This is a genomic window from Pseudomonas sp. GL_139_B, from assembly GCF_057834475.1.
In genome coordinates, this window is the sequence record NZ_CM174403.1 from 4,181,318 (window position 1) to 4,196,327 (window position 15,010).

Here is a 15,010-nt window from a genome sequence, read left to right on the forward strand (position 1 = left end):
GGTGATGGGGTAATGGAAAATAAGATTGGCAAAGGACAGTCTTTTGCCAAACGAATCTACCTGCCACGCCTTATTGGCCTGGCGATTGGCATGCTGAGCGTACTGGCCGCCATTGCGCCGCTGGGCCTGCCGGGATGGGTATGGGTACTGTTGCTTTTCAACGGCTTGGTTTGGCCGCATCTGGCCTATCAATTGGCCACCCGTGCTAGTGAGCCGTATCAGGCGGAGCGGCGCAACTTACTCTACGACTCAGTGATGGGCGGGTTCTGGACCGCGACCATGCAGTTCAATCCGTTGCCTGCCGTCACCATCCTTTCGATGATGACGATGAACAACGTCGCTGCAGGCGGCCAGCGTTTATTCGTGCATGGCGCGCTGGCCCAAGTTGTCGGAATTCTGCTTGCGATAACACTGTTCGGCCCGCAGGTGCAACTTACTGCAACCGCCCTACAGATCTACGCCTGCTTGCCGATGCTGACGCTCTACCCATTAGCGCTGGGCTGGGTCTGTTATCGCCTGGCCATTAAGCTCGCCGACCACAAGCGCCGTCTTAGCGCCCTGAGCTGTACCGACAGTCTCACCGGCCTGCTCAATCATGGGGCGTGGAAGGATTTGCTTCATCTGCAGTTTTTCGCCTTCCGGCAGGAGAGCTTCGAAACGGTGATCGCGATCATTGATGTCGATCACTTCAAACAGATCAACGACACTTACGGCCATCTCGTTGGCGACAGCGTGCTACGCCAGCTGAGCGCCGAACTTAAGAAAAACCTTCGCCAAGGTGACCTAGCCGGTCGCTTTGGTGGAGACGAGTTCTGTGTGATCCTGCCCAACAGCCCACTGAGCCAGGCCGGCGAAATTATGGAGCGACTGCGAGGGGCAATGGGCAACTACCGCAATGAGCAACTGCCTGAGCTGCGAGTCAGCCTGAGTATCGGCTTGGCATCGTGCTGCAGTGCAATGACCGACGCCGCAGACTGGCTCAACGAAGCCGACAAGGCACTGTATGCGGCCAAGAACAGTGGGCGCGACAAGGTCCATTTCACCTTAGGCGACATTGTCAACGCACCTTGAATTACAGTGGATTCGCTAGACACCTTGTAAACCAATTTTTTGATCTGTAAACCACTGAGGTTAACAACTCAAAAAAGTGGTTTATAGCAACCAGGTAATTTCCTCGTGGAAACTGCTGGGATAATGCCCCGATGGAGCGCGTGTTTCGCAGCTTGAAAACTGAATGGACCAGCACACGCCGTAGTTACGACCGGCAGAGAACGGCCGATTCTGTTGAAAAAGTCGGTTCGCCCAAATGGCCTGAATATTGACTGGTGAAAACGCCATTTTTACACGCTGCTACGTGAAATCTGAGCCCGGAAGTCTCTGCCAAAAATAAAGATTTCAATCTCAGGCGCGTATTTTTCTGCCGTGGAAACCATGGCCGACTTTTTCAACAGAATCGGCCAAAAGCGGTCCTTCGTAGGAGGTGATTAACCGCAAATAGCAGTCGTTCCAGAGAGTCATGAATACGCGAAGAAGATGGGTTATCTTGTCAGCCGAATCACCTGCATCAGGTGAAGGTCATCAAGTAAGGATGCTGTATGAATCTATTGCCTCATCGCCACGCCCTCTTCGCACTGACGCTCGTCAGTACACTCGCCACAACCTCCACGCTGGCCGCCCAGAGCCCTGATGCCCCAGCCTCCGTCGCGGGGCCTGTTGCCGGCACCAAAGTGACCGAACCCTATGTGCGCATGATGGCGCGCGAAGCGTATTTCTGGGGTTGGCCAATGGCCAATATTTTCAATCGGCGCCAGGCCTTCAAGGACCTGCCCGAACCCGGTTTGATGGGGGGTATCGTGCCGGTGGCCCCGATCAACCGATTGTCGATGCTCAGCGACTACATCGACCCGGCCGAGCGGCTGGTAGCCTGTCCGAATCAGGACGTCGTGTACGGTGCTGGCAGCATCGCCCTAGACCTTGAGCCAGTGGTGCTGCAAGTGCCGGACTTCGACGACCGCTTCTGGGTGTATCAGGTGGTTGACCTGCGTTCCGACAGTTTCGCCGAGCTGGGCAAGATGTATAACACCCAGCCAGGGTTCTACCTGTTGGTCGGCCCGGACTGGAGCGGCAAGGTACCCCCAGGCATTACCCGAGTGTTCCGGGCACGTACCAACACCGGTTTCGTCATTCCCCGGGTGTTTCAGGACGACACGGCCGCCGATCGCCAAGCCGTGCAGCCGGCCCTGGCCGGTATCGACATGTACCCATTGTCCCAATATGACGGCAAGGTCAAAAAACGCGACTGGGCCAAACTGCCGAAATTCCCGGCGCAGGCCTCGGATGGCAAAGCCGAAACCAAGTGGGTGATCCCGGAGAAGTTCTTCGACGAACTGCCGGCCCTGCTCAAGGACGCCAAGCCATTGCCGGGAGAAGAAGCCCGCTACGCGCAAATGGCTGCCCTCGCGGCCATCGCCAAAGCCGACCCGCAATTGCGTGTAGCGATGATCGACGAAGCGAAAAAAGCCGACAGCGAAGTGATCGACCCACTGTTGCAGTTCCGCAACTATGGCCTGCAGCTGCCGGATCACTGGAGCACCGTCAGCAACGGCGCAGCGTTCGGTACCGATTACTTCAGCCGTACCGCCGTGGCACGGTCGAATATCTTCGTGAACCAGCAGAAAGAAACCAAATACTTCTATCAGGACCTGGATCAGTCCGGCCTGCGCCTCAATGGCCAGAACAACTACAGCGTGACCTTTGACAAGGGCAAACTGCCGCCGGTCAAGGGTTTCTGGTCGCTGACGCTGTACAACGAACAGCACTTCTTCTCGCCGAACGAGCTCAAGCGCTACTCCATCGGCACCAAGAACAAATCCCTGCAAACCAATCCTGACGGCTCGCTGACCCTCTACGTACAAAGCGAATCGCCGGGCAAGGACAAAGAAAGCAACTGGTTGCCCTCCCCTAAAGATGCCGATTTCTCGCTGTACATTCGTGCCTACTGGCCGCAAGCCGATGCACTCGACGGCAGCTGGACTCCACCGGCCGTGCTGAAAACCCATTGAAAAGGACTTCGACGATGAACGCAGCCAGCAAAACGCTGACCGCACTGGCCCTAGCCGTTTCGGTCAGCCTCGGCGCCCAGGCAGCCACGCACTATGAACAATTAGCCGACCTGCCCTTCGCCGGCGGTTATCCAACCCTCGAAGGCGTGGCTCAGCTCAAGAATGAACTGCTGTTCCAGCGCGCCGTGCAGTCCTACATCTGGGCACTGCCGGCACTGAACATGTACGCCATGAAGGAAGCCTCGGAGAAAACCTTCGGCGCCGGCTACAACGTGCTGCCGATCTGGAAGGACCGCCTTAACGCCAAGACCCTAGTGACCACGCCCAACTCCGACGTGATCTACGCCATGGGTTACCTGGACCTGAAGCAGGACGGGCCGATGGTGATCGAAGTGCCGCCGGGCATGCAGGGCATTCTCGACGACTTCTTCCAGCGCCCGATCTGCTCCGAAGGCCAGATCGAAGGCCGCCAGTGGTGCGGCGACGTCGGCTTGCCAGGACCGGACAAAGGCAAGGGTGCCAAGTACCTAGTACTGCCGCCGGATTACAAGGGTGAGGTGCCTCCCGGCTACCTGACCTACCGTTCGCGCACCTACAACGTGTTTGTGTTCTGGCGTGGTTTCTTCAAGGACCCGAAACAGCTGGAAGCACCGGTCACGCTCATGGAACAGACACGCATCTATCCGCTGGGCAAAGAAGCCACGGCGAAAAAGATGGAGTTCCCCAACGCCTCGAAAACGCCGATCAACATGCTCTACCCCACCAATGGCAGCGCGTTCGACATGCTGTCGCGGTTTATCGACCAAGAATATGTCGATCCGCAAGACATGGAAATGCGCGGCATGCTTGCCGCCCTGGGCATCATCAAGGGCAAGCCGTTCCAGCCGGACGCGGCAACTCGCGACCTGCTCGACAAGGCCGCGAAAACCGCGAGCAAAATGGGCCACGCCACTTCCTACACCCCGCAAACCATCGTCACCAATGGCACCTGGTATCCGGACCGCAAGTGGCTGAACGTCTTCCCGGGCAACGCGACCTTCACCGCCGACACCTTCAACTACATTGACCCGCGCACCGGCTTCTTCACCAATGCCTATTCGGCCAGCCCGGGCATGGCGGTCAACATGGAAAACGTCGGGGCCAAGTACCCGGCCACGTTCGTCGATGCTAAGGGCGAGTTTCTCTCGGGTAGCAACGCGTACACGGTGAACCTGCCCAAAGGCATTCCCGCGGCGTTGTTCTGGTCGGTGACGGTGTATGACTCCATCACGGCTTCTGGCGTGGACAACGGCCAGCCGTTCCCGTCGTTGAACACCATGGACAAGCCACTGGTGAATGCCGACGGGTCGATCGACGTACACTTCGGACCGGATTCACCGGGCGAAGGCAAGAACTGGATTCGTACTTTGCCAGGCAAAGGCTTTTTCGTGATCTTGCGGTTGTATGGCCCGACCAAGGCTTTCTTCGACAAGGCATGGAAGCCTGGAGACCTTCAGAAGCAGTAACCATAAATGCAACTCGGTGATATGAGCGTAGGAGCGCTCATATCGTTTCTGGGGAAGTTCGATAGATTTATCTATTCGGATTTATCCAATGGTCACCGGCAGCTCTGGGTCGACTATTGCCTGTCGCGATAGGTAGAAAACGGCCAAGAGCGGTCGTCAGTTAAATGCAACATCAAGGTGCACTAGACTGATTCGCAGAGCTGAGGTTTCCACCGCGCCAGGTCGTGCCCATTTACTCATAAGCTTCTGCTGGTCAGCCATACGAAGCTGGAGAGCACCATTCGATTATGGGATCGAGGTCGATGACGCCTTGGAGATGGCGGAACAGACTGAGGTTTGACTATGCATAGCGACGGTCGAAGTCAGGCCGTCGCTAACCGACCCATAGTTGCCTGTCGCTAAGGACTTTAGGTTACCCGAAGTGGTCGCTGATCCAACCCGAGCATTCATGCGCCGCATTTTAGGTTTTTCTGCATCAATGCATTCTGAAGCGTTATACCCCGACGGATCGGAAATCCTCGTCGCACTACATGAAAACCGTGCAATTCAAAGAACGGTTCAGCCGTCATGCTGACATCTGAAGTTAGTTCGTCAATGCCAAGAAACCTGGCTTCTTCATGAATTCGGTTCATGAGTAAGGTGCCTATTCCTTGCCGAGGACGAGTACCCGACACAAAAAAGTGGTCGATGTAGCCGTTCGGTTGAATGTCGGCATAGCCCACTATTTTCCCGTCTGACTCGGCGACGAACGGGCGGAGATTTCGGAGGTGCTCCGCCCAAAGCGCCTGATCAAGATCAGCAGGGGCCCAAGCATCGATTTGATCGGCAGTGTAATCGCGTGACGCGACTTTATGGATGGCAGAGTAAAAAACTTGAAACAACGCAGTCTCATCCCCGATTCTGAACTGGCGAATCTCCATAGTTTACTCGTAAGGCGTCCGCGAAAAACGAGGAGTCTGCCATACCTGGTAAAAATCGGAAATAAACGATCTCAGGTTCCATAGGAACAACTGAGTGGCTGCTTTGGGTCTGCAGCCCTTGGCGGCAGGAAACAATCGGCCTATTTCAGCCGATGTTGACCGGCAACATGACTGGGTTGTTGCCGCGCACGGATGGCCAATTATGTTAGGGATTATTTCATTGAAATTAGTTAGGACTTAGCCCGCGCCAAGTCTCGCAATACGAAAAAGCTATCATCTGAGATACGCTTCCAGAAAGTAGCCGCGAGGTGAAGTGTTATGCAATGCACTATCAGTGAGATCGCCCGCCGCGTTGGCATATCGAAGGCCGCGATCATTAAGGCTCGCAATGAGGGACGCCTTTCCGAGTCACTGTTCACCCTGAACGAGCGCGGTATCACCTGTATCGCGGATGCTGATCTGGCGGAGCGGGTACTACGGCGAACCATTGGTCAAAGGATCAGTAGCACGATGCGTATGCCTAGATGCTGCTGACCATACGTCGCCTCGCAGTACTTTCTTTTTTAGGGGTACGTGAAGGGGTACGCCGTTATTTTAATCTTGGAATTTTCCTGTATCTATGCGGCCTACAGGTGCCATGTTCGATTCCAGGTCGTGGAGCCATACAAGGTTCCAGAGAGGGCTTCAAAATCTCTGAAATCACAAAAAACCCGCCTTTTCAGGCGGGTTTTTTCGTTTCTGGCATTTCGTCGGACTTTGGTGGATACAGCCGTCAGAGAGTAGGTTCCCGGCTGAGTTCAGCTGAGCCGGGACTGAACTTACTGCCTCAATATAAACGTAGTCAGGGTTTGCAGATCGTCCGGGCTTAACTGCGCGAAAGGCGGCATCGGGATATCCCCCCATTTGCCAGTACCGCCATGCAGAATGCTGGACGTTACCTTGGCCTGCGCCTGTGGATCTTTGGCGTACTTGGCAGCCACATCGTGATAGGCCGGGCCTACGACCTTATGATCGATCGCGTGGCAGGACAGACAGGAGTTGTTCTGGAGCAAAGCCATGGCATCGAGTTTTGCGACAGGCGCCGCCGGAGGTTGGCTGGCCGACGGGTTCGAGGCCGTCTGCACATCGGCATCGCTCGCCTGGGCACTGCCGTAGGTCACCGCCAGGTAGGCGCCGATCATGCTCACATCCTGATCGCTGATCGGAGCTCCATACACCTTCTGCATCTTGCCCGCTTCTGCGGTCCACTGCGCCAGGCTCATGCCAGGAGGCTGGAAGTTGATGTAATCAGCGGAGTGGCAGGTGGCACATTTCTGCTGGGCCAACTGATAGCCAGGCAGCGCATTAGGCTTGAGCACAGCCGTTTCCGGCGGCAACGTGATCGACAGAGGCGCGGCGCTAACCGAGACAGCCAAACAAACCTGAGCCGCGCACAGCAAGGTGGTCATGCGTTTCATGAGTTTCATGCGGGCCCCTCAGGCGACAGTCACGTGGCTGGTTTCTACGACGTGGCGGCGATAGCCACTAGGGTTCCAATCGGCTCGCAGCGGTTGCGTCTCGCCCGCACTGTTGCTGGCTCGCACCATCAATTGTGTGGCGCCCTTGCTGGTAAAGGTGATCGGCAACGTCCACTCTCTGAAGGAGAAACGGCCAAGGTCCTGCCCAAGCTTGGCTTCGCGCCAGTTTTTTCCACCGTCGATCGAGATTTCCACCTTGTTCACGCCAACACCGCCGTCGAACGCAATGCCCTTGAGCACCACGTTTTTTTTCAGCGGCAATACATCGCCATGTTTAACGCTGGTGATGAAACTGCGTACCGCCAACTTGGAAATCGGCTGGGTTTGTGCCGCAGTGGTGCCGGGGGTGATGCAGAAACAATCGTTGTCCGGAACGCGGTAAGCTTTAGCCATGAAGAAACCGTCGAAGGTATGGTCGACGACTTCGATTTCACTCAGGTGCTTGACCCAGTACGTACCAAAATAGCCTGGCACCACCAGACGTATCGGGTAGCCGTTGAGGAATGGCAGATCGGTTCCGTTCATCGACCAAGCGATCATGGGCTCACCGTCCATCGCATGGTTGATGTCCAGGGCCTTGATGAACTCCGGCGTGCTTGGCAGCACGGGCTTATCCAACCCACGGAAGGTCACTTGCTTGGCGTCGGCTTTCACACCGGCCTTTTCCAATACCGCCTTGAGCGGTACTCCCACCCAGCGGGCATTACCCATTGAACCATTGCCCAACTGAGCGCCAAACACACGCGGCATCGAGAAGCCACGGCTATTACCCGAACACTGATTGACGGCCACCACCTCTACCGGTTCGGCGAGAGCCTTGAGTTCTGCCAGGGAAAGCGACAGCGCCGTGTTGACCGCCCCCTTGATCGTCAAACGGTAAGTATCCGGATCAATGCTGGTAGGGAAATTGGCCAAGTGGTAACGCACGAAAAAGGCGTCATTGGGCGTGATCGGCCCTTCGTTGAAGACAGGAAACGGCGTCTCAAGGTGCGGAGGGCGAGTGGTGACCAAGGTCAACGGGCGTTTTTGCGGATACTGCACCAGCGGCCGTGGACCAGCAGCAAAGGTTACTTCTTCGGCGGTTTCGTCGGCCGTCTTGTTTTCGTCGGCTGCCTTGGCGAGGCTTGCCAATGGAGAGGCCGCCACTGCCAGGGTGAAGGCATCGCGTAGAACGCGCCGGCGACTGGGCTTGCTGTTATCTATAAAACTGAACTTCATTCTGCGCTCTCTATAATTGTTTTACTGAGATGCAACTGACAGCCCCGCCAAGGCGCGGAGGCATCGGACTCGATGTGTAACGGGGTTTTGCTTCGACTTCGGTAGCGACGCCAGTATCGTCACGGATAAGTGGACCGCTTTTCATTTGACGTCAGAGACTTAACATTTGACGACAGAGGCAGCCGGCACGTGCGGCATCCCAAGAGACGCGTCGAAGACACTTTGGTCAGCACCGCCGTCAAACCGAATTGGGGCGCACATAAAAAAGGCGTCCCGAAGGACGCCTTGTTTATATTTCCATGCATTGAGTGTTGTCAGACATGCTCACTGCTTTTCGTATGCGCCGCACGCGGTTCTCCATGCTCGTGGTCCACCTCCACCACCGGTATTTCTTTCCCGTCGCAGTCATGCAGCTTGCCTTCGCTGAAGTAATCCCCTTCACGCAACGCTGCCAGATCCTGATAACGCAGCACACGCTCAGTGCCGGCCGCGAACACCGACTGCTGATCCGAGTTACCGGCCGTGAGGTGATTGAAGGTCAGATTCAGCAAGATCGCCATGATCGCCGACGAGCTGATGCCCGAGTGGAAGATGGTCGCGAACCAGCTTGGGAAGTGGTCATAGAAATTCGGTGCAGCGATCGGGATCATGCCGAAACCGATGGAGGTGGCGACGATGATCAGGTTGACGTTGTTGCGGTAATCAACCTTGGACAGCGTACGAATACCACTGGCCGCCACAGTGCCGAACAGCACGATACCGGCACCGCCAAGGACAGACGTCGGCACCGCCGCGATGACCCGCCCCATGAAGGGCAGCAAGCCGAGAATCACCAAGAACAAACCACCCGTGGCGACCACGAAGCGGCTCTTGATCCCGGTCACCGCCACCAGGCCGACGTTCTGCGCGAAGGCGCTTTGGGTGAACGAACCAAAGATCGGCGCGATCATGCTCGACAGCATGTCGGCGCGCAGGCCGTTGCCCAGACGCTTGGAGTCGACTTTGGTACCGATGATTTCACCGACGGCGAGGATGTCCGCCGAGGTTTCCACCAGCGTCACCATCACCACGATGCACATCGACAGGATCGCGGCGAAGTGGAAGGTCGGCATGCCGAAATGGAATGGCGTCGGGAAGCCGAACATCGGGCCCTCAGTAACAGAGGAGAAGTCCGCCATACCAAGGAACACCGCGATGACTGTGCCGATGACCATCGCCAGCAGAATCGACAATCGAGAGATGCTCGCGCTGCCGATCTTGCTCAGCAGCAGCACCAACATCAGCGTCACCGCCGCCAGGCCAATGTTCGCCATGCTGCCGAAGTCCGGGGCGTGACTGTTGCCGCCCATGGCCCAGCGTGCCGCCACCGGCATCAGCGTCAGGCCGATGGTGGTGATTACAATGCCCGTGACCAGCGGTGGGAAGAACTTGGTGATGCGCGAGAACACCGGCGTGATCAACAAGCCAATCAACGATGCGGCAATCACCGCCCCGAGAATCGACTGAAATCCGCCCTCCCCGCCACTGCTGACAATCGCCACCATGGTCGCGACGCCAGAGAACGACACGCCCTGTACCAGCGGCAACTGACAACCGAAAAACGGTAAACCAAGGGTCTGGAGTAACGTCGCCAGCCCCCCTGCAAACAATGAAGCAGCAATCAACAAACCGATGTCCGCTGGCGAGAGGCCGGCCGCCTGACCGATGATCAAAGGCACGGCGACGATGCCGCCGTACATGGTCAGAACATGTTGCAGGCCGTAAGCCATATTCGCGCCGATCCCAAGATTTTCATCTTCAGGCCGTTGGTGTGAAACATGGGGCGTTTTCATGGTTGGGGGGTTCCCTGGTTTTTGTTATGCGCACACTGTATTCAAGACATAGGACAAATGTCTATAGAGTTGTATACAACTTGTCACTCAAATTATGACCAGTTGGTCATTTCACCCTTAGCTGTGCGGCTTTCCTCCCCTCAAAAATTTTGAAATACATCCTGACGCGGCCCTTCCTCATTCCCCACTAGGCTTTGGCATTCTCAGTGACCGCCGGCACGGTCGCCTCTCGCTTATACATATAAAGTATGCATAATGAAGCCATTCGAAATTCAGTTTCACAAGGCAAAAAACGCAGCCAACAAATTAAAGCACCAAGGCATCAGCCTTTCAGAAACAGAGCCGGTTTTCTGTGACGAGCGAGCGCTTACGCTCCAGGACCACCACCATGATGAACAACGATGGATCATCATGGGGCTGGATGCCAAGGGTCGCTTGCTGGTCGTTGCGTATACCTATCGAGATCCGAATTTCGTTCGAATAATTTCCGCGCGCACCGCGACCAAAAACGAGCGCCGACGGTACATGGAGGATTGACCGATGAAAGACGAATACGACTTCAGCAATGCCAAGCGCGGGGCTGTTGCCTCCAGCAAAGGCAAAACCAGAATCACCATCATGCTCGACGATGCCGTCATAGAGGCGGCTCGCTCACTCGCCGAGAGTGAGGGATTTGGCTATCAGACAGTGATCAATAACACCTTGCGTCAGGCGTTGCTCAATCACAAGGAAACAGCCGCCGAGCTCGATCAACGCACTGCTATTGCAAATGTCGGACATTTCAAAGAAGGGATAACTGCGCGAGAGCTGAAGAACCTCGAGAAAAAATTATCCGAGGCGCTCAGTGAAATCCATCGAGTGATGATGCCTTGAGCTCCCGCCCGTGAAGACTCAAAAAGCACTGGCTTAGCTTGAGCGGACCTACCGATCAAGCACCTTCTTCAACCCCTCATGCTCCGGAACCCGAATCCTGAACTCGACCTTCAGCACCTCGATCAACTCATCTACATCCTCCACCTGCCGCCGTTCGCTTTCGCGACCGACCCGGTGTAGCGCAAAACTGCCGTTGTTCAGCGTACGGCGCCAGCCCTCCCCGGTCCGGGCAACCATCAGTTGCCTGGCAAACGACGACTCGGGATGGGTCGAGACGTACCAGTTGCCGACGGTGTAATCGATGTCTTCCTGGCGTTGCAGGTCGAAGATGTACATCGCCCGCCACTCGCCGCCGACGTTCGCGCGCAGGGTGTAGCCGTCTTCATGCCGTTCAATGCGATACGGTTCATGGGGGGTGAGTTGCTCGGCTTCGGTATCGAGCATCAACGGTGCAGTGGGAACCATGCCGCCGAAGCCGACGTCAGTGATGTAACGCACGCCGTCCAGCGTGACCAGGCTCAAGCGGTGCGTGCGAGCGGTCCATGCGCCTTCGGGCTGGCCCATCACCACCCGGCCGGTGATGCCGCGAGCATGGAAGCCTAATGCCTGGAGCAACGCCAAGAATAGATTGTTGAGCTCGTAGCAGTAACCACCGCGACCGTCGTACAGGACTTTTTGCTCGATGGACGGCAAGTCGATCAGCACCGGTTCGCCCGACAACGTAGTGAGGTTTTCGAACGCGAATTCACCGGTATGGCGCAGTTGCAGCTGGCGTAGGGTTTCCAGGGTCGGCGCCGGGGGCGTGTCGAAGCCCAGACGCTGTAGATACAACGCAAGGTGGGTCAGGCGTGGCTCGCTCATTGCTCAGTCCTTATGCATGGGGCCGCGGATCTCTCCGCCGATGGTCGCCATGTATAAGGGATAAAGCAGTGCAACTGACAATTGATTTCGCCAATCACCGCTCTCATCAATGTCAATGTCGCTTGCGCGAGCTCACACGAATCCACGTCGGCGCATGATCACTGGCATGCGGCTCATTGCGCACCCAGGCATCAACACCGGCCTCTTGCAGATAGGGGCTAAGCGCCGGGTTCAGCAACAGGTGATCAATGCGCAATCCAGAATTTTTCTGCCAGTGCTGTCTGAAATAATCCCAGAAGGTGTAAAGCCGATCCTCCGGGTACAGATGACGCAAGGAGTCAGTCCAGCCCTGATCCAGCAAACGTTGATAACACGCGCGGCTTTGCGGTTGCAGCAGCGCATCCTTGAGCCAGGAGCGCGGGTTGTAGATGTCCAGGTCTGTGGGCACTACGTTGTAATCACCGGCCAGCACCACCGGATGCTCGCTGCTTTGCAGATCCTTGGCGTAGGCGATCAGTCGCTCGAACCATGCCAGTTTGTAATCGAACTTCGGCCCCGGCTGCGGGTTGCCATTGGGCAGGTACAGACACCCGACCAATACGCCGTGCACCGCCGCTTCCAGATAGCGACTGTGGGTATCGGTGTCGTCACCCGGCAAACCGCGTCGACTCTCCAACGGTTGCGCGTCTCGCGCCAGGATCGCCACCCCGTTCCACGATGACTGGCCTTGCCAGATGGCGCCGTAACCGGCCGCTTCAAGCTCAGCAGCTGGAAAAGCCGTGTCGACCGACTTGAGTTCCTGCAAACAGGCGATGTCCGGTTTTTCCCGCTCTAGCCACGCCAGTAGATTGGGAAGACGCGCGCGCAGGCCGTTGACATTGAACGTGGCGATTTTCAAGTTCTTCATGGTCCGACGCTCGCTTCGGATTGGCGGTATCCGCTTGTGACAGAATTGCGAGACGACAGTTGCCGTGGCTAACGCTGCAGGCGAGTAAAGGTACCAGGGCGGCCGTATGCCGGGGGCGAACCCGGCAGCTCAATGAGTAAAAACAGGCCATGAAGCAATTCATAGCCCGTTTTCGCCACTCGATCGTCACAGGCGTTTGACTGCGGGTGGGCTCCACCTACCGGTCAACGCCTCGGATTTCGGGCCGTACAAGCGCATGGTCAAGTTGAACGCACCTTTGGGCGCAGGAAGCCAATTGGCCTCAACGTCTTTGCCGGGGCTTTCATTCTGGAAATAGATATCCAGCGAACCGTCGGCATTAGTCTTGAACGGCATCCAGCTGCTGACCGCAAAGCGGTTGAGTGTATTGCCCACCTGGAACCCTTCCGGATCGTACAACGTGATCGACCAGAAAGCGTTCACCGGCGGCGCTTCACCCTTATCGAAATGCAGCACGTACTTGTTGGCCCCATCGAGCGGCTTGCCTTGGTCATCGCCCATGTTCAGTGGATAAATGGCATCCTCGGGCAAGTTCGCTCCCAATCCGACCTGCGCCACGATCGCGCGCTTGAGGTAGTAGTTACCATAGACGCCCATGGTGTCGGTGTTCATCGCCCATCCGTTGACCACCGGAGCGAGCGTGGCAACCTTCCACTTCATCAGCGTTTGCGCTTCTTCGGGCGCGGTTTGCAGCGCGGCTTTAACGGCCGGATCCAGGGCCTCGATGTCGAACGATTTGCCCACCTCGATACCGATGCGTTGCATCTGCGCCAGAATCGGCTGGTCGGTGAGATGAGGCGGATTCACTTTGAGCAACTCGGCGGCGTAGGCAAAGTAACTGGCCACCGACATCGTATCGACCTGAATCTTCGGCGGCGTTTTCATGTCCACCGTCGAGTCGATTTTCACGGTGACCGGCTCAGCTTTTTTACCCAGCTGCGACAATGGCGTCACGGTGTAGCCCGCCTGAATTTTGTGCACTGCCGCGTAGTCGGCTTCCCCGTCAGTCTTGGTCCGGCCGATGATCCAGACGAAAGGCGTCGGCGCTTGCAATTGGCTCAGTCCAGCCGGTACCGTTCCGGTCCAGCCCGGCGGTGTCACCAAAAACTGACTGGCCTGCGTGCCGGTCGTGCGCCAACCGGGCGACGCAAAAACGTCGCTCCACATATCGAGCATCGGCAACAGATAAAAGCGCCCCGCCGTGTCCGGCGCGGAAATCACCAATGGCTCCTTAGTCAAGTCGAGCCAGGCGATGGAATACAACGTATCGAAGTTCGACCGCACCACACCCCTGAAACTCGCGGGCGGGTACTGCGGCACACTCACAAACATGTTCATCGGGCCTTTACCGAACTCCTTACCGGGTTCGATGTTGGTGAACTGCTTGCGGGTGATGTCCATGGTCAACAGCGGATAAAAATACAGGTAGGCCTCAACGCCAATGGCATGCGCTTCTTCGGGCGTGACTTTCGGTTGAGCCTGGCTGGCCAGGGGAAAAACGGCCGCAGCCGCAAGCGTTAGAGCAACGGCTGTCAATGCTTGAGTAATCAACATTTAGGCGATCGTCCTTGCGATGGGGAGCGCCGCCGGGTTCGGCAGAGCTACCGGAACTCTAGACGATCGACTCAGTAAGAACTGACAGGCGGACGACCGGTTGTCGGGGTACTGCAAGCCTGAAATAGCACTCAATGGTCGTTAATGCGCGCGAACAACGGAATGAATTGACCTGTGGGCATGACCCAAGGCAAACCCGGGTAACGCTGAAGGAGCTACGATTACATTTACATCATGATAAGGAATCGACATGAGTAAGGCAGACGAGCTCGCCACGAAGTTGAAATACACTGGGGCAACCCGCGCCGAACAGGCGATCGACAGCTGGCCGATCCAGGTTTACGAGCTGTATCGCCAGATCGAGCAGTGGCTGCTGCCGATGATGGAGGTCGGTCTGGTTTTGCGTCACAACCCCACACATGTATGCGAGAGCGATCCGGAGGGGGGAACATTTGACTATGCCATCGACCAACTGCTGATCGAAGGTAATCGCCACACCCTGACTTTCGACCCCGTCGCGCGCTTCACCGGCGATGGAGAGGGCCGTGTAGAGATTCATTCCAAAGGCCAGGAGCTCGCCTTGCTGCGTACCGTCGGCGAGCATGGCGAGACGCATTGGTGGTTACAGGCCATTGAGCAGGCAGGACAACAACTGGATGCGGTTGCGCTGACGGAGAACAATTTGCTTTCGGTTGTTCAGGAAGGTTTGGAGCTTTGAGGCT

At 56.7% G+C, this 15,010-nt stretch carries 13 protein-coding genes; 6 read left to right on the forward strand and 7 right to left on the reverse strand.

The window, feature by feature from the left end; all coding sequences use genetic code 11:
- Positions 1 to 12 precede the first annotated feature (12 nt).
- The 3 genes from AC3ISI_RS19165 (at position 13) to AC3ISI_RS19175 (ending at position 4,567) form a co-directional block, all read left to right on the forward strand.
- Positions 13 to 1,071, forward strand: coding sequence for a diguanylate cyclase (locus tag AC3ISI_RS19165; RefSeq protein WP_489333325.1), 1,059 nt, complete (start codon positions 13 to 15; stop codon positions 1,069 to 1,071).
- A gap of 524 nt (positions 1,072 to 1,595) precedes the next feature.
- A complete protein-coding gene (locus AC3ISI_RS19170; protein ID WP_489333326.1) occupies positions 1,596 to 3,062 on the forward strand; it encodes a DUF1254 domain-containing protein in 1,467 nt (488 codons plus the stop codon).
- 14 nt (positions 3,063 to 3,076) lie between these two features.
- Entirely contained in the window at positions 3,077 to 4,567 is a 1,491-nt protein-coding gene (locus tag AC3ISI_RS19175) for a DUF1254 domain-containing protein (RefSeq protein WP_489333327.1), read from the forward strand.
- 446 nt (positions 4,568 to 5,013) lie between these two features.
- On the opposite strand, the gene AC3ISI_RS19180 is transcribed toward AC3ISI_RS19175, so the two are convergent.
- From AC3ISI_RS19180 to AC3ISI_RS19195, 4 genes are all read right to left on the reverse strand, one after another.
- Positions 5,014 to 5,487, reverse strand: a complete 474-nt coding sequence (locus AC3ISI_RS19180) for a GNAT family N-acetyltransferase (protein WP_489333328.1) — start codon at positions 5,485 to 5,487, stop codon at positions 5,014 to 5,016.
- Between the two features lie 818 nt (positions 5,488 to 6,305).
- The gene (sorB, locus tag AC3ISI_RS19185; protein WP_489333329.1) at positions 6,306 to 6,953 is read right to left on the reverse strand and encodes a SorB family sulfite dehydrogenase c-type cytochrome subunit; all 648 of its coding nucleotides are present in this window, start codon (positions 6,951 to 6,953) and stop codon (positions 6,306 to 6,308) included.
- A gap of 9 nt (positions 6,954 to 6,962) precedes the next feature.
- A complete protein-coding gene (gene sorA / locus AC3ISI_RS19190) occupies positions 6,963 to 8,222 on the reverse strand; it encodes a SorA family sulfite dehydrogenase catalytic subunit (protein ID WP_489333330.1) in 1,260 nt (419 codons plus the stop codon).
- A gap of 314 nt (positions 8,223 to 8,536) precedes the next feature.
- On the reverse strand, positions 8,537 to 10,054 hold the full coding sequence (locus AC3ISI_RS19195; protein WP_489333331.1) for a nucleobase:cation symporter-2 family protein: 1,518 nt from the start codon (positions 10,052 to 10,054) through the stop codon (positions 8,537 to 8,539).
- A gap of 255 nt (positions 10,055 to 10,309) precedes the next feature.
- On the opposite strand from AC3ISI_RS19195, the gene AC3ISI_RS19200 reads away from it, so the two are divergent.
- On the forward strand, positions 10,310 to 10,591 hold the full coding sequence (locus AC3ISI_RS19200; RefSeq protein WP_489333332.1) for a BrnT family toxin: 282 nt from the start codon (positions 10,310 to 10,312) through the stop codon (positions 10,589 to 10,591).
- Between the two features lie 3 nt (positions 10,592 to 10,594).
- Positions 10,595 to 10,927, forward strand: coding sequence for a BrnA antitoxin family protein (locus tag AC3ISI_RS19205; protein ID WP_489333333.1), 333 nt, complete (start codon positions 10,595 to 10,597; stop codon positions 10,925 to 10,927).
- A 48-nt stretch (positions 10,928 to 10,975) separates the two neighbouring features.
- Here the strand turns inward: AC3ISI_RS19205 and AC3ISI_RS19210 are convergent, their stop codons facing one another.
- From AC3ISI_RS19210 to AC3ISI_RS19220, 3 genes are all read right to left on the reverse strand, one after another.
- Entirely contained in the window at positions 10,976 to 11,788 is an 813-nt protein-coding gene (locus AC3ISI_RS19210) for an arylamine N-acetyltransferase family protein (protein WP_489333334.1), read from the reverse strand.
- A 112-nt stretch (positions 11,789 to 11,900) separates the two neighbouring features.
- A complete protein-coding gene (locus AC3ISI_RS19215) occupies positions 11,901 to 12,695 on the reverse strand; it encodes an exodeoxyribonuclease III (RefSeq protein ID WP_489333335.1) in 795 nt (264 codons plus the stop codon).
- A 186-nt stretch (positions 12,696 to 12,881) separates the two neighbouring features.
- A complete protein-coding gene (locus AC3ISI_RS19220) occupies positions 12,882 to 14,288 on the reverse strand; it encodes a DUF1254 domain-containing protein (protein WP_489333336.1) in 1,407 nt (468 codons plus the stop codon).
- 250 nt (positions 14,289 to 14,538) lie between these two features.
- On the opposite strand from AC3ISI_RS19220, the gene AC3ISI_RS19225 reads away from it, so the two are divergent.
- Positions 14,539 to 15,006: a hypothetical protein gene (locus AC3ISI_RS19225; RefSeq protein WP_489333337.1), complete on the forward strand. Its 468-nt coding sequence runs from the start codon at positions 14,539 to 14,541 to the stop codon at positions 15,004 to 15,006.
- Positions 15,007 to 15,010 lie beyond the last annotated feature (4 nt).